This window comes from Marinobacter salicampi (assembly GCF_011074795.1).
GTDB classification, from domain to species: Bacteria; Pseudomonadota; Gammaproteobacteria; order Pseudomonadales; family Oleiphilaceae; genus Marinobacter; species Marinobacter salicampi.
Map to the genome: position 1 here is coordinate 676,556 of NZ_JAAMPF010000018.1, position 18,120 is coordinate 694,675.

General features: G+C 58.7%; 18 protein-coding genes. 10 read left to right on the forward strand and 8 right to left on the reverse strand.

Features of this window, described 5'->3' with window-relative positions; all coding sequences use genetic code 11:
• Window positions 1-25: 25 nt before the first annotated feature.
• Window positions 26-451, reverse strand: a complete 426-nt coding sequence (locus G7W63_RS12065) for a hypothetical protein (protein ID WP_166258047.1) — start codon at window positions 449-451, stop codon at window positions 26-28.
• 211 nt (window positions 452-662) lie between these two features.
• Here G7W63_RS12065 and G7W63_RS12070 point away from each other — a divergent pair, with 211 nt between their 5' ends.
• Complete coding sequence (locus tag G7W63_RS12070) at window positions 663-1,772, forward strand: tRNA-queuosine alpha-mannosyltransferase domain-containing protein (protein WP_166258050.1); 1,110 nt, start codon at window positions 663-665, stop codon at window positions 1,770-1,772.
• 6 nt (window positions 1,773-1,778) lie between these two features.
• Here G7W63_RS12070 and trhP read toward each other — a convergent pair whose 3' ends face one another.
• Window positions 1,779-3,089 (reverse strand): prephenate-dependent tRNA uridine(34) hydroxylase TrhP, encoded by a 1,311-nt coding sequence (gene trhP / locus G7W63_RS12075; protein ID WP_166258052.1) that lies wholly within the window; start codon window positions 3,087-3,089, stop codon window positions 1,779-1,781.
• Between the two features lie 344 nt (window positions 3,090-3,433).
• On the opposite strand from trhP, the gene G7W63_RS12080 reads away from it, so the two are divergent.
• On the forward strand, window positions 3,434-3,805 hold the full coding sequence (locus G7W63_RS12080; RefSeq protein ID WP_242634408.1) for a helix-turn-helix transcriptional regulator: 372 nt from the start codon (window positions 3,434-3,436) through the stop codon (window positions 3,803-3,805).
• Here G7W63_RS12080 and fabB read toward each other — a convergent pair whose 3' ends face one another.
• Both fabB and fabA read right to left on the reverse strand, forming a co-directional pair.
• The gene (fabB, locus tag G7W63_RS12085; protein WP_166258055.1) at window positions 3,806-5,017 is read right to left on the reverse strand and encodes a beta-ketoacyl-ACP synthase I; all 1,212 of its coding nucleotides are present in this window, start codon (window positions 5,015-5,017) and stop codon (window positions 3,806-3,808) included.
• Between the two features lie 11 nt (window positions 5,018-5,028).
• Window positions 5,029-5,538 (reverse strand): bifunctional 3-hydroxydecanoyl-ACP dehydratase/trans-2-decenoyl-ACP isomerase, encoded by a 510-nt coding sequence (gene fabA / locus G7W63_RS12090; RefSeq protein WP_166258058.1) that lies wholly within the window; start codon window positions 5,536-5,538, stop codon window positions 5,029-5,031.
• A gap of 237 nt (window positions 5,539-5,775) precedes the next feature.
• On the opposite strand from fabA, the gene G7W63_RS12095 reads away from it, so the two are divergent.
• Entirely contained in the window at window positions 5,776-6,282 is a 507-nt protein-coding gene (locus G7W63_RS12095) for an SRPBCC domain-containing protein (RefSeq protein WP_166258061.1), read from the forward strand.
• Between the two features lie 52 nt (window positions 6,283-6,334).
• Here G7W63_RS12095 and G7W63_RS12100 read toward each other — a convergent pair whose 3' ends face one another.
• On the reverse strand, window positions 6,335-7,519 hold the full coding sequence (locus tag G7W63_RS12100; protein ID WP_166258393.1) for an NnrS family protein: 1,185 nt from the start codon (window positions 7,517-7,519) through the stop codon (window positions 6,335-6,337).
• A gap of 227 nt (window positions 7,520-7,746) precedes the next feature.
• Between G7W63_RS12100 and G7W63_RS12105 the strand changes: the two genes are divergently transcribed.
• Window positions 7,747-8,127, forward strand: a complete 381-nt coding sequence (locus tag G7W63_RS12105; RefSeq protein ID WP_166258064.1) for a SirB2 family protein — start codon at window positions 7,747-7,749, stop codon at window positions 8,125-8,127.
• Between the two features lie 48 nt (window positions 8,128-8,175).
• On the opposite strand, the gene G7W63_RS12110 is transcribed toward G7W63_RS12105, so the two are convergent.
• A complete protein-coding gene (locus G7W63_RS12110; protein WP_166258067.1) occupies window positions 8,176-8,862 on the reverse strand; it encodes a Crp/Fnr family transcriptional regulator in 687 nt (228 codons plus the stop codon).
• A gap of 188 nt (window positions 8,863-9,050) precedes the next feature.
• Here G7W63_RS12110 and ubiU point away from each other — a divergent pair, with 188 nt between their 5' ends.
• Complete coding sequence (gene ubiU / locus G7W63_RS12115; protein WP_166258070.1) at window positions 9,051-10,046, forward strand: ubiquinone anaerobic biosynthesis protein UbiU; 996 nt, start codon at window positions 9,051-9,053, stop codon at window positions 10,044-10,046.
• A gap of 2 nt (window positions 10,047-10,048) precedes the next feature.
• Window positions 10,049-10,954, forward strand: a complete 906-nt coding sequence (locus tag G7W63_RS12120) for a U32 family peptidase (protein WP_166258073.1) — start codon at window positions 10,049-10,051, stop codon at window positions 10,952-10,954.
• Here G7W63_RS12120 and ubiT read toward each other — a convergent pair.
• The gene (gene ubiT, locus G7W63_RS12125; RefSeq protein ID WP_166258076.1) at window positions 10,941-11,438 is read right to left on the reverse strand and encodes a ubiquinone anaerobic biosynthesis accessory factor UbiT; all 498 of its coding nucleotides are present in this window, start codon (window positions 11,436-11,438) and stop codon (window positions 10,941-10,943) included. The genes G7W63_RS12120 and ubiT overlap by 14 nt on opposite strands.
• A gap of 106 nt (window positions 11,439-11,544) precedes the next feature.
• The gene (locus tag G7W63_RS12130) at window positions 11,545-12,831 is read right to left on the reverse strand and encodes an MFS transporter (protein WP_166258079.1); all 1,287 of its coding nucleotides are present in this window, start codon (window positions 12,829-12,831) and stop codon (window positions 11,545-11,547) included.
• A gap of 309 nt (window positions 12,832-13,140) precedes the next feature.
• On the opposite strand from G7W63_RS12130, the gene G7W63_RS12135 reads away from it, so the two are divergent.
• From G7W63_RS12135 to G7W63_RS12150, 4 genes are all read left to right on the forward strand, one after another.
• Window positions 13,141-13,599: a universal stress protein gene (locus tag G7W63_RS12135; protein WP_166258082.1), complete on the forward strand. Its 459-nt coding sequence runs from the start codon at window positions 13,141-13,143 to the stop codon at window positions 13,597-13,599.
• A gap of 49 nt (window positions 13,600-13,648) precedes the next feature.
• On the forward strand, window positions 13,649-15,145 hold the full coding sequence (locus G7W63_RS12140) for an MFS transporter (RefSeq protein WP_166258085.1): 1,497 nt from the start codon (window positions 13,649-13,651) through the stop codon (window positions 15,143-15,145).
• 331 nt (window positions 15,146-15,476) lie between these two features.
• Window positions 15,477-17,069 carry an MFS transporter gene (locus G7W63_RS12145; RefSeq protein ID WP_166258088.1) on the forward strand — a complete coding sequence of 531 codons (1,593 nt, stop codon included), beginning with the start codon at window positions 15,477-15,479 and terminating at the stop codon, window positions 17,067-17,069.
• A 105-nt stretch (window positions 17,070-17,174) separates the two neighbouring features.
• Complete coding sequence (locus G7W63_RS12150; RefSeq protein ID WP_166258091.1) at window positions 17,175-18,098, forward strand: AEC family transporter; 924 nt, start codon at window positions 17,175-17,177, stop codon at window positions 18,096-18,098.
• The last annotated feature ends 22 nt before the right edge of the window (window positions 18,099-18,120 follow it).

Genomic DNA, 18,120 nt, shown 5'->3' on the forward strand with positions numbered 1-18,120 from the left:
GCTGACTGCGTGGCCGGGCCCGCAGTCAGGGTTCCTGGTAGAGGTCTTCCACTTCGGTGGAGTAACTGACGCCTACCAGTTTCCAGCCGTCGTCTTCTGCCTGGTAGTAGGTAAACTGCCAGGCGATGGCAGCGGCATCGAACTTGTGCAGCCAGGTCTCGCGGGTGAAGTCGTCACCGATCACTTCAGTCTTTACATGGGAGTGGCCAACAGCGTTTCCGACGGTATCATTGACCCGCTCAAAGTAACTGACTGCTTCAGTGGCCGACTTGTCGTAAGGGTCGGCAGCCACACCAAGCAAAGGCCTGAGCTCCTGATAAGCGCCCCGCACGTCATTTTTGACCGCCTTTGTCATGAAGCCCTGATTGGCCATCCGGATGTGATCGCGGGTATCGAGGCTGTCCTGTGCCTGGAGGGAAGCGGAAAAACCCATCGCCAGGATGACAGCCACTCTTGAGGCCGGAGACTTTCTGCCAGGGCGGATGTTGTTAAGGGGGAGCCGGTCTTTCAGCACGGGGTTCAGGCCTTTGGTTGCGAAGTGTTATTCAGGTCGGGACAGTGTGGGAAGTCCCCAGTCCCGGGTATAGCTTAACGGGCACCCGTTCCCGTTTTCCACAGTACAGGTCGCAGAGTACCGATTCCGGCAGATATTGAGGAGCAAAATGGTGAAGTCCAGACCACGGGTTTTATTGCTGTCGGGTTACGACGCGGCCAGCCATCGGCGTTGGCGCGAGCAGATAACCGCTCTGCTGGAGGATTATGAATGGCATACCCTGGTGCTGCCTCCAAGGTACTTCAGCTGGCGGATTCGCGGTAACGCGCTCAGCTGGCTGGATGAGCCTCTCCTTCAGCAGGACTGGGATTTGGTGCTGGCGACCTCCATGGTCGACTTGGCCGGTCTGCGAAGCTTCAATCCGTCCCTGGCTCGGGTCCCGTGTCTGTTGTACATGCACGAAAACCAGTTTGCGTTTCCGGACTCTGGCAAGCAGTTATCCAGCCTCGAACCTCAGATGATCAATCTCTACAGCGCGCTGTCAGCGGATCGGGTGGCGTTCAACAGTGCCTGGAACCGGGACAGTTTCCTGTCCGGGGTTGGGGTTCTGCTCGACAGGATGCCGGACTGTGTTCCAGGCGGGATTGTGGAACGACTCCGGACGAAGGCCGCGGTTTTGCCGGTTCCCATCGAGGACCGGTTATTCGTGGACAGCTCTCGCCCGGCGAGTCGGGGGATACCACATCTACTGTGGAATCACCGCTGGGAATATGACAAGGGTCCCGAACGTTTACTGAAGCTGCTTGAGGTTCTTGCGCAGGAAAAGTTCGCCTTCAGGTTGAGCGTGGTGGGTGAGCAGTTCCGCAGCCGACCGCCGGTATTCGATCAGATCCATGCACGGTTTTCAGGCAGTATCGAACACTGGGGCTTCCTTGAATGCAGGGAAGAGTATGACGCTCTGCTGCATCAGGCAGACTTTGTGATTTCAACTGCTCTGCACGACTTCCAGGGGTTGGCCATACTCGAGGCTATGGCCGCCGGCTGTCAGGCCCTGGTTCCAGACCGGCTGGCCTACCGGGAGTATGTACCGCACCTTAATCGCTACGAAAGTCACGAGGCTGATGCGGAATCGGAAGCGCGGGGAGCCGCCTGGCGCCTTCAGGAACTGGTAGCGAGGAAGCAGCCGTTTTACAAACCGGAGGCCTGGCGGGCATCGAGCCTCGCCAGGGATTACCGGAGCCTGCTGGATTCTCTGATCCTCAAGGGCCGCGAACGCTGAGCCTGCTCAGCCCACCGATTGCAGTATCCGTGTCAGGTAGCTGTAGCTGAGCCCGTCAGGGGTCCCTGCCGGTCGCGGTATTCTGACCGTATAACCACTGCCCGGGGCGCATGTCATCGGGCCACCGTTTAACCCTTCCATGGCCTCGGCAGTAAAGGCAAGGTTGCCAGATGGGCTGATCAGCTCCAGGGCATCACCCACTTCAAAGCGGTTCTTGACTGATACGGTCAGCCAACGGTCATCCGCTTCCAGAATGGAGCCGACCACCTGTTGGCTGCCAGAATTAGAGGAGCCTTGTTCGTAGCTCTGGTATTCCTTGGGGAGATGGCGGCGCAGGAAACCTTCGGTATAGCCGCGGTTTGACAGGGCTTCGAGTTCATCCATCAAGCCCATGTCGAAGTCCTTGCCGACGGCCGCTTCATCTATGGCCCGCCGGTAGACCTGGGTGGTGCGGGCGACGTAGTAGGTGCTCTTGGTCCGGCCTTCAATCTTCAGGGAATGCACACCCATACTGGCAAGCTCCGCCACATGCTGGACCGCCCGCAGGTCCTTGGAGTTCATGATGTAGGTGCCGTGTTCGTCCTCATACGCGGGGATAAATCCGCCGGGCCGGTTGGGTTCGGTCAGCAACATTTCCCGGGGCTGGAACTCTTCAACGCCACTGGTGGCGATAAGGTCACCGGTCTGATCATGGCTGTGCCTCACTTCCTGGTAATTCCACCGGCAGGCATTGGTGCAGGCGCCCTGGTTGGCGTCCCGGTGATTCATGTAGCCTGATAGCAGGCAGCGTCCGGAGTAAGCCATGCAGAGCGCTCCGTGGACAAACACCTCAAGCTCCATCTGGGGAACGGCTTCACGTATTTCCCGGATTTCGTTCAACGCCAGCTCCCGGGACAGAATCACCCGGCTGACCCCCTGGCGCCGCCAGAACTCAACCGTTGCCCAGTTCACGGCATTGGCCTGCACTGAGAGATGGACCGGCTGGTCCGGCCAGCGCTCCCTCACCAGCATGATCAGGCCCGGGTCCGACATGATCAGGGCATCGGGCTTCAGCTCGATGGCAGGCTCCAGATCCCTCAGGTAGGACCTGACCTTGTTGTTGTGTGCGGCAATGTTGGACACCAGGTAGAACTTTTTCCCCAGCCCATGGGCGCGTCCTACGCCTTCCCCTAAAGCCGCAATGTCTTTGAAGCTGTTATTCCTTACTCTTAGGGAATATCGGGGCTGGCCCGCGTAAACCGCGTCAGCGCCGTAGGCAAAGGCTGTCTCGAGATGTTCCTGGGTGCCCGCAGGGGCGAGTAGTTCCGGGGTTCGCATCGGGGCTCCGCTTGGGCCGTTCATCAAGGGCGGCAAGCATGCCTGAGCGGATCCGGTTTTCCCTTGATCGAGCTCAAGGGATTTAGTGGTTATTTTCAGCTAACGTATGTACGCTGAAATCTTTTGGGCTTTATCCAAGCCAGTCAGAGCAGGAGAGTGTTGGAATGAGAGCAGATCCGGTAGGTCCCCTGGTCGCTGCCATGGTCAAATATCTGCAGTCCTCAGGTGTATCAAAGCGGGAGCTGGCAACCTATGCCAACGTTTCTGTTGAGGCGCTGGCGGAGCCTGAAACCCGGCTTTCTCCGTCACAACTGCAACGACTATGGCAGTTGATCCAGGCCCGATTGCTGCCGTCTTTATCGTTCAGTGTTCAGGTGCGGCCGCTTATTGCAGACCAGCTGGCGCGGGGCCGGGTTCGGGTCGAGGCCGTGGCGAAGCAGCTCAATATGAGTCGGCACACACTCTACAAGAAACTGAAGCAGGAAAACCTGACATTTGCGGTCTTACTGGAAGACGTTCGTCGCGAGCGGGCACTGGCCTATCTTCAGGATCGAAGCAAACCCCTGGCCGAAATTGCCGAGCTACTCGGGTTTTCGGAGCTGAGTGCGTTTAGTCGTGCGTTCAAACGCTGGATGGGTGCCTCGCCTGCTGAGTACCGGTCCGCCACGGAACAGGCACGGGCTTCTCAGCCCGAACCAGAACTCGCAGCGGCCTGATCAGGCTTTTCTGAACACCAGGCTGGCGTTGGTGCCGCCGAACCCGAAACTGTTGCTCATGACCAGCGGCAGCGACACCTTGTCCTGACGCTCACGGACTATCGGGAACATTGCAGCGTCCGGGTCCAGGTTTTCGATGTTGGCTGATGGGCAGATGAATCCGTGCTGCTGCATCAGCAGGCTGTAGATGGCTTCGTGCACGCCGGCGGCGCCCAGAGCATGTCCACTCAAGGGCTTGGTTGAGCTGATAGGGGGCATGTTGTCACCAAATACTTCCCGCAGGGCCTTCAGCTCGGTGATATCGCCAGCAGGGGTGCTGGTGCCGTGGGTATTGACGTACGCGATCTCGCCGTCGAGATTGGCCATGGCCTGTTGCATGCAGCGAACGGCACCTTCGCCGCTGGGCGCTACCATATCGGCGCCGTCTGACGTTGCGCCAAAGCCTACCAGTTCCGCGAGGATGTTGGCGCCCCTCGCTTCCGCGTGCTCCAGTGCCTCCAGTGTGACTACCCCGCCGCCACCGGAGATGACAAAACCATCGCGGTCGACGTCGTAGGTCCGGGAAGCGTTCTCCGGCCTGTCATTATATTTGGTGGAAAGCGCCCCCATGGCATCGAACATCAGGCTGAGCGTCCAGTGGATGTCTTCACCGCCACCGGCGAACATGACGTCCTGGCGACCCCAGGCAATCAGATCAGCCGCGTGTCCTATGGCATGTGCACTGGTAGCGCAGGCGGAGGTTATGCCGTAGTTGATGCCGGTAATGCCATAGGCCGTCGACAGGCAGGCATTTATGGCGCTGCCCATGGTGCGGGGTACCCGGTAAGGACCGACCTTGCGGATGCCTTTCTCCCGGTGGGTGTCAATGGCGTCAATAAGCTGAACCGTTGACGCACCGCCAGTGCCCATGATGATTCCGGTGGAATTTGCCTTGATCTGTTCGTCCGTAAGGCCCGCCTGATCTATGGCTTCCTGCATTGCCAGGTAGCTGTAGCCCGATGCCGGGCACATGAACCGCATCAGCTTGCGGTCGATCAGCTCGGCAAGATTGATGTCGATCAGGCCGGAGACGTGACTGCGAAGGCCAGCGTCGCGGGCCTCCTCGCTGAAGCCGATGCCGGGTTTGACGTCCCGCAAGGACTGGGTCACTTCCGATTTGTTGGTGCCAAGGCTGGAAACAATGCCCATGCCGGTGATGACAACACGCCGCATGATTCGCGCTCCTAGAAATTTTCTGTCGAGGTGAACAGGCCGACCCGAAGGTCTTTGGCAGTGTAAATCTCACGGCCATCCACTTCCATGGTTGCATCCGCTATGGCCATGGTGAGTTTACGCCGGATAACCCGCTTGATATCGAGACGGTAGCGCACCAGCTTGTTGGTGGGCAGTACCTGGCCTGTGAACTTTACCTCACCTGAGCCCAGGGCGCGGCCTTTGCCTTCGGCACCGGACCAGCCCAGAAAAAAGCCCACCAGTTGCCACATGGCGTCCAGACCCAGACAACCCGGCATGACCGGATCATCCACGAAATGCACCTTGAAGAACCAGAGGTCCGGATGGATGTCCAGCTCTGCGATAAGGCTGCCTTTACCGTAATTACCGTCACTGTCGTTAATGTGAGTGATCCGGTCCAGCATCAGCATTTCGTCGATGGGCAGGCGCACACCGCCGGGGAAGAGGCGGCCATGGCCGCATTCTATCAGGGCAGCTTTGTCGAAGTGGTCTGGAAGCATACGTCACAGGTCCTGAGAACAAATGGATTCTGACAGTATAGCCGGACTCTCGGATTCCGTGGTTGACTGTGCGTTGGGAATTTTTGACCGGCTGTTTACCGGTGCCTCCCCGTGAGTCGCCCTTGACGGTGATCAATGCTCTGCTCGTCCCGTCGCGGTAGCGTGTAAGCAGCCCCCAAAGTGACCGGGTGGGCCTGGTCCCGGGGCCGCTATCAGTGAAAAAGCCGGAGAGCCGCCATGGACAAAGCCGAAGTCTGGGGCCTTTTGACCCGTAAAACCGGAGCTCAGGGTAACCAGGTATCCGTATGTCTTAAAAGAGAATTCGAACATGATCCTGGGCGTGTCTGGGCCATGCTGACCGACAGCGCCTGCCTTGGTAACTGGCTGGCGCCGGGGACCCTTGATCTGCGTTTGGGAGGAGCGGTGAAAGTGGACTTCGGTCTGAGCGGCACCCCCATAGACTCACGGGTGACTGCCCTGCGCCATCAAAGGTTGCTGGAATATTCCTGGAGCGCCGGCTCTGACCCGGAGCGGCCGGTAAGATGGGAGCTGAAGCCTGTGGAGCAGGGCACGCTGCTGAAGCTCACCCTGACCCTGCCGGAGGATGAGCGGATGGCCGTTTCCTGTGCCGGCTGGGACGCGCATCTGGAAATGCTGGCCGCGGCACTCGAAGGCATCAATATCCACTTCCCGGCGGACCGTTTCCGCCAGGCCCGGGAAGGGTTTTCGCAACTGGCGGGCTAGTTTTCGAGCCCTGGCGGCGTCATACGGTGCGGCCAGGGCTACTGCAAACCCCTTAGCCCTCCTTTCCGTCCGGTCGCGGACTTGCCAGTACCCGGGTATACCGCCAGAGAAAGACCCCGTAAGCCAACATCCAGAGCAAGGTGCTGATGCCGACACCAGCTGCCCAGGAGATTCCATCGAACGCAGTAACTACCCGGACCACGGCAGCCAGGTGAATGGCAAAGAACGCCATCACCATGCCCCGGGGCAGAATAAGGGGCCGGCCGGTGTGACCCAGGGCGACCCGGGCGATAACCCCAAGTATCAGGCAGCCCACCGCACCAGTGCCTGCGGCGTGGGCCCAGGCGCTGGTGGGCCAGCCCGCCAGCAGGCTGCCGGCCAGCAGCGCCAGACTGACCGGAACCCAGAGAATGGACAGATGCAGCATCCAGAGCAGGGGTTCGGTGCGGGTCAGCCAGCCCTTCCAGCCCACCAGTCTGACCAGCATTAGGACCGCTGCTGTGAGAGCGAGCACGGCAGTGAGCGTCGACCACCCCAGCACCAGTGACAGCATGAGGGCGATCAGGTTGGCCAGCAGGGCGAAATCAAGCCGGGGCATGGTTTTTACAACGGTGGCATCGAGCCCCTGCTGCCTGAGCCAGCCTGTGGAGAATGCCGGTGTGATGCGCCCGCCAATGATGCTGATTAATGCCAGCGCCATGATCAGTGCACCGTAGCTGAAGCGGAAGTCCAGCTGGGTCACGAATCCGATCTGCATGGCCCAGAATAGCCCGAGAATCAGCAGGATCATCAACTGGCGCTTTTGTCTGGCCGCCCAGATGCGCCAGCCGGCATCGAGCATGACCAAGGGTAGAAATGCCAGATTCACTGCCATTACCAGCCGTTCAGGCGCCTCGGCGCCGAACATCAACAACAGGCGTCCGGCCAGCCAGACCAGCCAGAGCATGAGTAACAGGAAGCCGTGGGTTCTCTGGGTCTGGGTCCAGACGCAGACTGCGGTCAGCAGGAACCCGGCAATGGCCGCAGACAGAAACCCGAACAGCATTTCATGCTGATGCCAGAACAGGCCGGGCATGGCCAGCGGCAGGTTGATGGCCCCGCTGACCTGAAGCACCCATAAAGGAATCGACAACAGGCCGAGGATGGCCATCGAAAGGAAAAATATGCGAAACGGATAGGAAAAAAGCAGGCTTATGGAAGCGGGTTGCTCAGGATTGCCGGTAGGGATGGCTTGCATCATTAAGCTCCGGTGTCCGATGGACACGCTGGGGAGAAGTTAGGTGAATCCATAAGATGTATTATAAATAAATGTAATGGCAAGAGATATACCCATTTTGCAGTAGACGCTTGCGCCTGTTTTTTAAGGTATTCTTCCAAGCCCATGGTCTACGACTGACCGATTATCTCAACTGTCGATTTTCAGGTCATAACCAAGATGAGCCTTGAAAGGGTGGAGGCCCCTGTATGAGCAGTTACCTGGTACTGAAAGCCATTCACATGATGGCAGCCTACATAACCGTCGTGCTGTTTGTTCTGCGCCTGGTACTGGATGCCCTTGGCAGGCCCGGCTGGCGCAAGACGCCGCTGCGGTGGTTTCCTCACATTAACGATACCGTGCTACTGGTTGCGGCTATCGCGTTATTGTTCGTGACCGGCTGGATGCCTTTCGTCCATCACTGGTTGACGGCAAAAGTACTACTGCTCATTGGCTATATTGTGGCCGGACGCTATGCCCTGATGCCGTCGCTGGGCCTCCAGCCACGATTGATTGCCGCCACGCTGGCACTGGTCCAGATTATGGCGATCTTTCATCTGGCGCTCACCAAGCCGCTGCTGTTCGGCTAGGTTTGCATGACCTGTGACGGCCGCGAGAGAGTCAGGGTAGAGGACAGATTACCCGTCTGAATGTTTGAGTCGGGAAAAGGTAGCCGGAGCCACCCCAAGCCAGGCCGCCAACTGGTTGTCCGGCACCCGTTGCACCAGCTCCGGGTATTCCTGGAGCATGAGCCGGTACCGGTCCTTAGCCTGCAGCGTCTGCTTGCGGAATTCCCGCATGCTGGTAAGTTCAGCCAGCTCTTCTGTCAGTGAAAGGGCAAACCGGGGCCAACGCTCTTCGCCGTGGCTAATAATGGCGGCGCGAAAAGCGCTAAAACCAGCAACCCAGACCTTGCAATGGGTAACGGAAGTCAGGCAGAGGGTGTTTCTCGTAGTACGGGTGCGGCCAAACACCGGCCAGACCATATCGCCCTCAGAGAAGAAGTGGTGGATGGCGACCTTGCCTGACACGGCTTCCCGGAACAGCCTCACCACTCCGTACTGAATCAGATAGACGTTGGCCCAGGGTCGCTGGTGGCGCTCAAGCACGATTTCAGGCTCCACCACAGCCTTCCGGAAAAGCCCCGCAAGCTCGGTTATAAACCGGCTATCCGGAGTGCTCTCCCGGTCATCCCGACGTATACCGAACACACGGCTGAGGCTGTTTGAAAGCGCGAGCGAGTCCGTCGGCGGCACCGGTTGGATGATATCCGGAGCGCCGTCCGCAAGGAGGCAGGGCGCCGAAGCGTAGCGGTAATCAGACATGGTGTATCCCGGGCAACCAGATAAGCCTTCAGTCTTTCATCTGCATTGATGTATGTAAAATAGATAATAAAACCATTCCATACTCAACATTTTGATATACGCCTGTAAAGGCGCTCTGATAATCATCAAGGCACGGTTCACTGGTCGCCGGTATGGTTCTTGTCTGGCCTGACAGAGGGATCAGCACTATGGAGCTCGTGTGCCCCGCCGGCAGCCTGCCGGCGCTCAAGACTGCGGTGGATAACGGTGCCGATGCGGTCTATTTCGGTTTTCGGGATAACACTAATGCCCGCCAGTTCGCCGGCCTCAACTTCAACGACAAGCGGGCGGCTGAGGGCATTGAGTACGCGCACAAGGCGGGCAAACGCGTGTTCTGCGCCATCAATACCTACCCCCAGCCCGAGGGCTGGCAACAGTGGACCCGGGCTGTGGACCGAGCCGCCGCCCTTGGGGTTGATGCCATCATCCTCGCTGATATGGGCCTGCTCGAGTATGCCGCGAACAAGCACCCGGACATCCCCCGCCATCTATCGGTCCAGGGCTCTGCTACCAGCTACGAAGCCCTGCGTTTCTACAAGGACAACTTCGATATCCGCCGGGCAGTGCTGCCCCGGGTGCTTTCCCTGGACCAGGTGCGCGGGGTGGCGCGGCAAAGCCCTGTGGAGCTGGAAGTGTTTGCCTTCGGCAGTCTCTGCATCATGGCGGAGGGCCGTTGTTATCTGTCGTCCTATCTCACCGACGAGTCGCCAAACACCCGGGGCGCCTGCTCCCCTGCCAAGGCGGTACGCTGGCAGGAAACTCCTTCTGGGCTCGAATCCAGGCTGAATGAGGTTCTGATCGACCGCTATGGACCGGGCGAATCCGCCGGTTATCCCACGCTCTGTAAAGGCCGTTTCGAGGTTGAGAGCCAAACCTACCATGCCATAGAAGAGCCGGTGAGCCTGAATACCATGGACCTGCTGCCTGAGCTGCAGAAGCTGGGTATCAGTGCCGTCAAAATCGAAGGCCGCCAGCGCAGCCCCTCCTATATCGCGGACGTGGCCCGGACCTGGCGCCAGGCCCTTGATGGCCTGGCGCGGCAACCGGACCAGTTTGAGGTTCAGCAGAACTGGCAGGAGACTCTATCCGGCCTTTCCGAAGGCGGGCTTACCACGCTCGGCGCCTACCACCGGAAATGGAAATAACCATGATGAAACTTTCCCTTGGCCCGATCCTCTGGTTCTGGGACAAATGCACTGTGTTCGACTTCTATGCCAGGGCGGCCGAGTGGCCGATTGATACGGTCTACCTGGGCGAAACCGTCTGCTCCCGACGGAGGGAACTCAAACCGGACGACTGGTTTGCCCTGGCGAGGGATCTGAAGTCCTGTGGTAAGAAGGTGGTCTTGTCGTCGCTTACCCTGATTGAGTCGGAGGCTGACCTGCGGGGCCTGCGCCGGATCTGCGAGCAGGATGACTTCCTGGTTGAGGTAAACGACCAGAGCGCGCTGCAACTGGTAACGGCCAGGGAAATCCCTTTCGTTACAGGCCCGGCGATGAATACCTATAACGCCGCCACCCTGAAAGTGCTGGCGGGAAAAGGATTGCAGGGTTGGTGTCTGCCGGTGGAGCTTTCCAGGCATACCCTTGCCCGGCTCATTCAGGAACTGGAAGCCGAGGGACTGGACCTGCCGGCAGAAGTGTTTTCCTGGGGTTTTCTGCCATTGGCATGGTCATCGCGATGCTTTACCGCCCGGCACTACAACCTGCCCAAGGATAACTGCGAGTTCCGGTGCCTGCAGCATCCGGACGGCTTGAGTCTGAGATCAAGGGAATCCCAGGAGCTGTTCCGGCTGAACGGGACTTCGACGCTGTCCGGCTCCCGATACGACCTGCTGCGCCAGTTGCCCGCGATGGCGGACATGGGGGTCAGTACCGTCCGCCTCAGTCCCGAGCTTCAGGGCATGGAGGCGGTGGTCCAAAGATTTGATACGGCTCGCAGGGGCAAGGTCCCGGCGTTTGATCCCCTGGCCCTGACCGAGGCCCCGCCATGTAACGGCTACTGGTATGGCGAACCGGGTATGGATAGGGTGGCGCGGACTAACGCAGACTGAAACCCCACTCGAGACTGTCCAGCAGATTTTTAAGCCCCAGACCGAGCTCGGTGTCGCCTTCGATAACCAGCTTACGCTGGAAGAATAGCTGGTCAGGATCCTGCTTACGCTCGGCCAGGGTATGAAAAGCCTGCCATGAGCCCCGGATAGTGGCTTCTCCCGGGCCATCCACAATCCGCAGGCGGCCACACCAGAAACCCAGGGTAATGCCGGGCTGGCCACCGGCTATTTCAAGCCTGATACGCCGGCCGTCAAAGTCGTCGAACTCCCCTTCGGCAATGGCACCTGCAAACATGCGGTTCAGTGGCGCCTCGGCCAGAAACTGTTTTACAGGTACTGGTATCCGCTGGTCGATGGCGTTAATCAGTGGGGCAGGCGAAGGGAGATATTCCCGGAGAACCGTGAGGGTCTGGTCAACTAACGGGCGGGTCAGGTCCGGTTTTGGCAGGCCTGGGAATGGAGGTCGAGGTAGAACAAAGGCCATGGTTGGGCTCCGGGCAGCTGTGATCGGCCCAGACTACGCCAGTCAGCCGATAATTGGATTGATAAAACTCAGGGGCTCAAGGTCAGCGGGTGAACTAGAGACGACACTAGCGGCTCAGTCCGGGCAGGTCGGTTTTCTCCTGGTCTGCCTGCCACTCTTTCTTCTCTGCCGCGCGCACCGAGAAGTGCATGGAAAGCAGGGCGACGGCCACGATCACGAAGAGCAGCATGAACGCGCTTTGCCAGATGCCCGTTACATCGTTGAGCAGGCCAAAGCCAAGGGGCAGAAAAAAGCCCCCGAGCCCTCCAATCATAGTCACTACGCCTCCTACCGACCCGACACCTCCGGGATAGTAGGCAGGTATGTGCCTGAACACCGCAGCCTGGCCCAAGGACATGAAAAAACCGAGGGCGAAGGTCAGCACTACGAACCCCGCCAGACCCATCTCAAGGCGAAAACTCACGTCGCCTTCAACTCCCTGGATGACATATTCAGTCGGCGGATAGCTGAGCACAAAGGCGCCGACAAGCGAGGCGCCCAGGGACCAGTACATGACCAAACGGGCACCGTATCGGTCGGATAGCCAACCGCCAAGTACCCTGAATACCGAGGCCGGAAGGGTGTAGAGGGCAGCCGCGATTCCCGCTCCGGCCAGGCTGAGACCGTAGACCTCCATCAGGTAGTGGGGCAGCCAGAGTGCCAGCGCGACGAAGGCGCCGAAGACGAAGAAATAGTACAGGGAAAATCGCCATACTCTCGGATCCGCCAGGGGAACCAGTTGTCGGGCAAAAGAAGGGGGTTTACGCCGGTGACGGCTGCCTGCAAGGGGGTCTTCTCTGGCCAGCACCAAAAAAACCACGCCCGTCATGGCCAGTACAGCCGCGTAGACCTGGGCTGCGGTCTCCCAGCCAAACGCCACCAGTAGAAAGGGCGCGCAAAAATGAGTCACCGCCGCGCCTGCGTTGCCTGTGCCAAATATACCCAGGGCCGTACGCTGCCGTTCAGGTTCGAACCACGGCGCTGTATAGATAACCCCGACAATGAACGATCCGCCCGCCAGACCTACGCCGAGTGCACCTGCAAGCAACATCGGATAACTGTCCGCAAGGGTAAGCAGATAAACGCATGCGGAGGTGGCCAGCATGAGCACGCCAAACACCCGGCGGCCACCGACCCTGTCCGCCCAGATGCCCAGGAATAACCGGCTGATGGCGCCGGTCAGGATAGGCGTCGCCATCAGCAGCCCCAACTGGGTCTCGGATAGCCCGAACTCCTGCTGGATTCTGATCCCGATGATGGAAAACAGCGTCCAGACCGCAAAGCACAGGGTGAACGCGACCGTGGCAAGGCCCAGGGCAAGGTTCTGATCGAATCGGGTGGCAGCGGTATCCATAAACAGGCCTTGGTGAACAGGCAGGTGGGTGCGTTCAGCTAATTCGGCAGCCTCCAGAATACCAAAGAAGCCATTTTCGCCAGCGGGGCATTGTGGGTATTCCAAACAGGGGAGGCAGGGGTAGGCATTCGGACGGCAATGGGCGGGCAGGGTTATTTCAGGCATTGCTCTAGAGAGGTAGTGGGGCAGGTTATTGATTTTTATCAAACCGGGAAGCGGCATCGGTATGGGGTAATCGTTCAATAACTCAGGAACCCCATGCGCTTTGATTGACAACGTGCATTGGAACAACAAGTGGAGTGCCGCGCTGTGAAAATCATGATCGCTTACGATGGCTCGCGAAACGCCAAGCTGGCCCTTGCCCAGACCATCACCATGTTCGGTAGGCTGGAGCCCGAGCTAACCCTTGTGTCAGTAGCCGAAAACCCCCGGGACATCACGTCGTCCAATGAAGCCTTCTTCCAGGAAGAGGTGGAGGAACAGAAAGAGCATATTCGCGAAGCGCTGGAGTTCTGTAAAAACGAGAACATTACCGCACACGACATGATGCTCGAAGGCGACCCTCGCAAGATGCTCCTCTACGCCGCCGACAAACTCCGACCCGACATGCTCGTCATTGCCCGTCACAGCGACCAGCCGGATGGCGGCTTCATTGCGCGCTCACTGACCTATTTCGTGGACGAGCTGGACTATATGACCTTCGGCAAAGTGAGCTCTTTTCTTGCGCGTCGGGTCCAGTGCCCGCTGCTGGTGCTACCCAGCCTATAGGCCGGGAGCCGACCCAATTTCCTCGTCGATTTGGCCCTGGGAGGCTGGTATGAAAGTTTCCGCTGTATTTCGTGTCAAGAATCCGGAGATCAGAGCCCTGCATCTGACCTGGATTGCGTTTTTCATTACCTTCTATGTCTGGTTCAACATGGCGCCCCTGGCGTCCAGTATGCTCAAGAGCGTGAACTGGCTGACCGCCGACGACCTCCGGCTGTTTGCCATCTGCAACGTCGCCCTCACCATACCGGCCCGTATCATCGTGGGCATGGCTCTTGACCGCTTTGGCCCGCGCCGGGTGTTTTCGGTACTTATGGTGCTGATGGCCATACCGGCGCTGATGTTCGCCTTTGGTACCACCATGATGCAGCTGCTGGTCAGCCGGCTGGTGCTGAGCTCCATTGGCGCCAGCTTCGTGGTAGGCATCCACATGACCGCCATGTGGTTCAAGCCCAGGGACATCGGGTTCGCCGAGGGCTTCTACGCCGGCTGGGGCAACTTCGGTTCCGCAGCGGCTGCCATCAGCCTGCCTACCATCGCACTGCACATGTACGGTGGTGACGACGGCTGGCGCTGGGCCATCGCCCAGAGCGCCATCTTCATGGCGGCCTACGGCGTCTACTACTGGTTTGCCATTACCGATGGCCCGGTCGGCACCGTGCACCGCAAGCCCCGCAAGGCGGTGGCCCTGGAGGTCAGCTCCTGGGGTGACATGATCAAGCTGATTCTCTGGACCATTCCTTTGATCGGCGTGCTGGCGATACTGGTATGGCGCATCCAGAGCATGGGGTATCTGTCCCCGACCTGGGCTGCTGTCTGTTATGCCGCTATCGTAGCCGTGGTTTGCTATCAGATTATCCAGATCCTTCGGGTCAATGTTCCGCTACTGAAAAAGGGCGTTCCAGAGGATGACAAGTACCCCTTCAACAGCGTTGCAGCGCTGAACAGCACCTACTTTGCCAATTTCGGCGCCGAGCTTGCGGTGGTATCCATGCTGCCCATGTTTTTCGAGGAAACCTGGAGCCTGAACGCTGCTGCAGCCGGTCTGATCGCCGCCTCCTTCGCCTTCGTCAACCTGGTGGCCCGGCCCATGGGCGGCCTTGTGTCAGACCGTATGGGTAACCGGCGTTTCGTGATGCTGGCCTACATGTTTGGCATTTCCATAGGCTTTGCCCTCATGGGCTGGATGAACTCCAGCTGGCCGCTGATCATAGCCGTTGCCATTACCGTCTTTACTTCGTTCTTCGTGCAGGGCGCAGAGGGCGCGACCTTTGGCATAATCCCATCCATCAAACGGCGGCTGACCGGACAGATCTCCGGCATGGCCGGTGCCTATGGCAACGTCGGGGCGGTGGTCTATCTGACCATCTTCACCTTCGTCACCCCGAGCCAGTTCTTCTACATTATCGCCGGCGGTGCCTTTGTCAGCTGGCTGCTCTGCCTGATGTGGCTGAAAGAGCCCGAAAGCGGGTTTGACGAGGAATACTATGTGTCTTCTGTCGATCGGCAGATCGAAGCCGAGGAAAAGCTGCGGAAGGCTTCTGCCTGATAGCTGACGAGGAAACTCAGGCCCGGTTGGCGAAAGCCTTCCGGGCTTTTTTCATGTCTAATCGAGGCTCGGTTTCGGCGGGTTTAAAAGGGCTACCTCCGCTGCGCTGATCACCGGAATTTCTACCCATATTGGGCTATGTGTGTTTTAAGTAACTGATATTGTATATAAAAAAAGGACGGGTGAAGCTCCTGTAAAGCCTCTTTGCTGTCGTTCAGAACAGCCAGTGCAAGTCCTTGATATCGGTCAACCCCGCCGGAGGCCCTTCCTTTGCACACTTGGCATATCCCGCATTTACCGCATGGGGCAACCACGATTAGGGAGTAGAGCCATGGCCAAGACTAACGCCGACATCGAGCATTGGGATGTCGAGGATAAAGAATTCTGGGAGCGCGAGGGCAAGCGCATCGCCAACCGTAACCTCTGGATCTCCATACCCAGCCTGCTGGTAGGTTTTGCGGTCTGGCTGATGTGGGGCATGATCACTACCCAGATGAAAAACCTGGGTTTCCCGTTCACTATCGACCAGCTCTTCATGCTTTCCGCCGTGGCAGGCTTGTCCGGGGCGACACTGAGAATCCCGGCTTCCTTCATGATCAAGATCGCCGGTGGCCGCAATACCATCTTCCTGACCACCGCCCTGCTGATGATCCCGGCAGCGGGCACCGGTATTGCCCTGATGAACCCGGACACACCCTTTATCGTCTTCCAGGCGCTGGCCCTTCTGTCCGGTATTGGTGGCGGTAACTTCGCCTGCTCCATGAGCAACATCAGCACCTTCTATCCCAAGCATAAGCAGGGCTACGGTCTGGGCATGAATGCGGGCCTGGGCAACTTTGGCGTTACAACCATGCAGGTGGTGATCCCGCTGGTGATGACTGTGGGCATATTCGGCGCACTTGCTGGCGATCCCATGCCGTTGCAGAATGCCAGTGGCACGCTCATTGGTCGCATTGAAGCAGGTACTGATACCTGGATCCAGAACGCCGGCTTCATCTGGCTGGTGTTCCTGATTCCCCTGGCTTTTGCCGGCTGGTTTGGCATGAACAACCTCAGGGTGGTGACGCCCAACCCCGGCCATCCGCTATCGGCGTTCGGCAAGATCCTCGGGCTTTACGGCGTTGGTCTGGTGGCTGCGGTTGCTGGCCTCTATGCCCTCAGTGTGCTCAATATGTGGGTTGCGCTGCCATTAACCATCGCTCTCACGCTGGTCCTGCTGCGCCTGATCCCCGGGGACATCAAGCCGAACATCCAGGCCCAGTTTGCGATTTTCAACAACAAGCACACCTGGGCAATGACCGTGCTGTACATTCTCACCTTTGGTTCCTTCATTGGATTTTCAGCGGCCCTTCCCCTCTCCATCAGTGTCATTTTCGGAAACATGATGGAAGTTGGTGCTGACGGAACCTTGTCCCGGGTCGCAAACCCGGATGCGCCCAGCGCCCTGACCTGGGCGTGGATCGGTCCATTCGTGGGCGCACTGATCCGCCCGGTGGGCGGCTGGGTATCCGATAAGGTGGGCGGCGCCATCGTGACCCAGATCATTTCCGTAGTGATGGTGTTTGCGTCGGTCGCGACCGGCTACGTCATGATGCTGGCGTACAACTCCGAGGACCCGAACAGCTACTTTGCCCTGTTCCTTATTCTGTTCATTGTTCTGTTCGCCGCCAGCGGTATCGGCAACGGCTCCACCTTCCGCAGCATTGGCTTTATCTTCAACCAGCAGCAAAAAGGCCCGGTACTGGGCTGGACCTCAGCTGTCGCAGCCTACGGCGCGTTTATCGCCCCAAGGGTGATGGGCGAACAGATACAGGCAGGTACTCCGGAATACGCCATGTATGGCTTCGCAGTCTTCTATGCCGTTTGCCTGGTGGTGAACTGGTGGTTCTACCTGCGCAAGAATGCCTACGTGAAGAATCCCTGATTCGTCGCTTCCTCCGGCAAGCTGGCTCCTGACCCGGGGCCAGCTTTTTTTCTGACCTGGTGATAGACTGCGCAGCTTCTTCTCCGGCTTCTCCAAGGACTGGCCATGGCAGCGGCGCTGGCACTTTTCTATAAGCTGATTCCCCTCTATATAACCGTTTTGCTGGGGTGGGTGGCTGGGCGATATCTGGAAGCCAGTGGCCGGCACATTGCCGGTATCATGCTGTACATCGTTACACCCTCGGTCATCTTTTACGGCGTGATGAACGCGCCCCTTACGACGGAAGTCATCCTGCTGCCCTTGCTGACGTTTACGCTCTCTGCGGTGGTTGGGGTGGCAAGCATGCTGGCGGGCCGGCGTTGGCTGAAAGATGGCAGCGCCAATATCATGCCCCTGGCCGCGGGCACTGGCAACACCGGTTACTTTGGTATCCCGGTGGCACTGCTCCTGTTCGGCGAGCAGGGCGTCGGGCTTTATATCGTCTGTATGCTGGGCACCACTCTGTTCGAGACCTCGCTCGGATTCTATATAGCCGCCCGGGGACGTTACGGTGTCGCCGAATGTCTGCAGCGGGTTGCCCGGCTGCCCTCGGTCTATGCCTTTGCCCTGGCCGTTGTCCTGAACCTTTCGGACATCAGCATTCCTGATGTATTCCTGCCTCTGTTCGACAACCTCCGCGGCGCCTACAGTATTCTGGGAATGATGATCATCGGCATGAGCATCTCGAGCATGCGGGGTCTGGCGGGTAACGTGCGCTTCACAGGGGTGGCATTCTTCGGTAAGTTTGTGGTGTGGCCCTTGGCTACGCTGTTGCTATGGTGGCTTGATAGCCGGTATTTCAATTTCTACGACCTGGCCGTCTATAAGGCATTGTTCCTGATCTCCATTACTCCCATGGCCGCCAATACGGTGGTGATTGCCACACTGCTGGATACATCCTGGCGACAGGCAGCGGGAACAACGTTATTGAGCACGCTGTTTGCTCTTGTCTATATTCCGCTCATGGTCTCCCTGGTACTGGGCAACTGACCGGCGGGAACATGTCGGGTTG

Coding starts and splice junctions, on each gene's coding strand:
- fabA (WP_166258058.1), bottom strand. CDS start 5,538: ATGCTTCCAGACCACTTCGACAAAGCTGCCCTGATAGAATGCGGCCAT.
- trhP (WP_166258052.1), bottom strand. CDS start 3,089: ATGCGAACCCCGGAACTACTCGCCCCTGCGGGCACCCAGGAACATCTC.
- G7W63_RS12070 (WP_166258050.1), top strand. CDS start 663: ATGGTGAAGTCCAGACCACGGGTTTTATTGCTGTCGGGTTACGACGCG.
- G7W63_RS12110 (WP_166258067.1), bottom strand. CDS start 8,862: ATGTCTGATTACCGCTACGCTTCGGCGCCCTGCCTCCTTGCGGACGGC.
- G7W63_RS12095 (WP_166258061.1), top strand. CDS start 5,776: ATGGACAAAGCCGAAGTCTGGGGCCTTTTGACCCGTAAAACCGGAGCT.
- G7W63_RS12145 (WP_166258088.1), top strand. CDS start 15,477: ATGGCCAAGACTAACGCCGACATCGAGCATTGGGATGTCGAGGATAAA.
- G7W63_RS12140 (WP_166258085.1), top strand. CDS start 13,649: ATGAAAGTTTCCGCTGTATTTCGTGTCAAGAATCCGGAGATCAGAGCC.
- G7W63_RS12130 (WP_166258079.1), bottom strand. CDS start 12,831: ATGGATACCGCTGCCACCCGATTCGATCAGAACCTTGCCCTGGGCCTT.
- G7W63_RS12120 (WP_166258073.1), top strand. CDS start 10,049: ATGATGAAACTTTCCCTTGGCCCGATCCTCTGGTTCTGGGACAAATGC.
- ubiT (WP_166258076.1), bottom strand. CDS start 11,438: ATGGCCTTTGTTCTACCTCGACCTCCATTCCCAGGCCTGCCAAAACCG.
- G7W63_RS12100 (WP_166258393.1), bottom strand. CDS start 7,519: ATGCAAGCCATCCCTACCGGCAATCCTGAGCAACCCGCTTCCATAAGC.
- G7W63_RS12150 (WP_166258091.1), top strand. CDS start 17,175: ATGGCAGCGGCGCTGGCACTTTTCTATAAGCTGATTCCCCTCTATATA.
- ubiU (WP_166258070.1), top strand. CDS start 9,051: ATGGAGCTCGTGTGCCCCGCCGGCAGCCTGCCGGCGCTCAAGACTGCG.
- fabB (WP_166258055.1), bottom strand. CDS start 5,017: ATGCGGCGTGTTGTCATCACCGGCATGGGCATTGTTTCCAGCCTTGGC.
- G7W63_RS12105 (WP_166258064.1), top strand. CDS start 7,747: ATGAGCAGTTACCTGGTACTGAAAGCCATTCACATGATGGCAGCCTAC.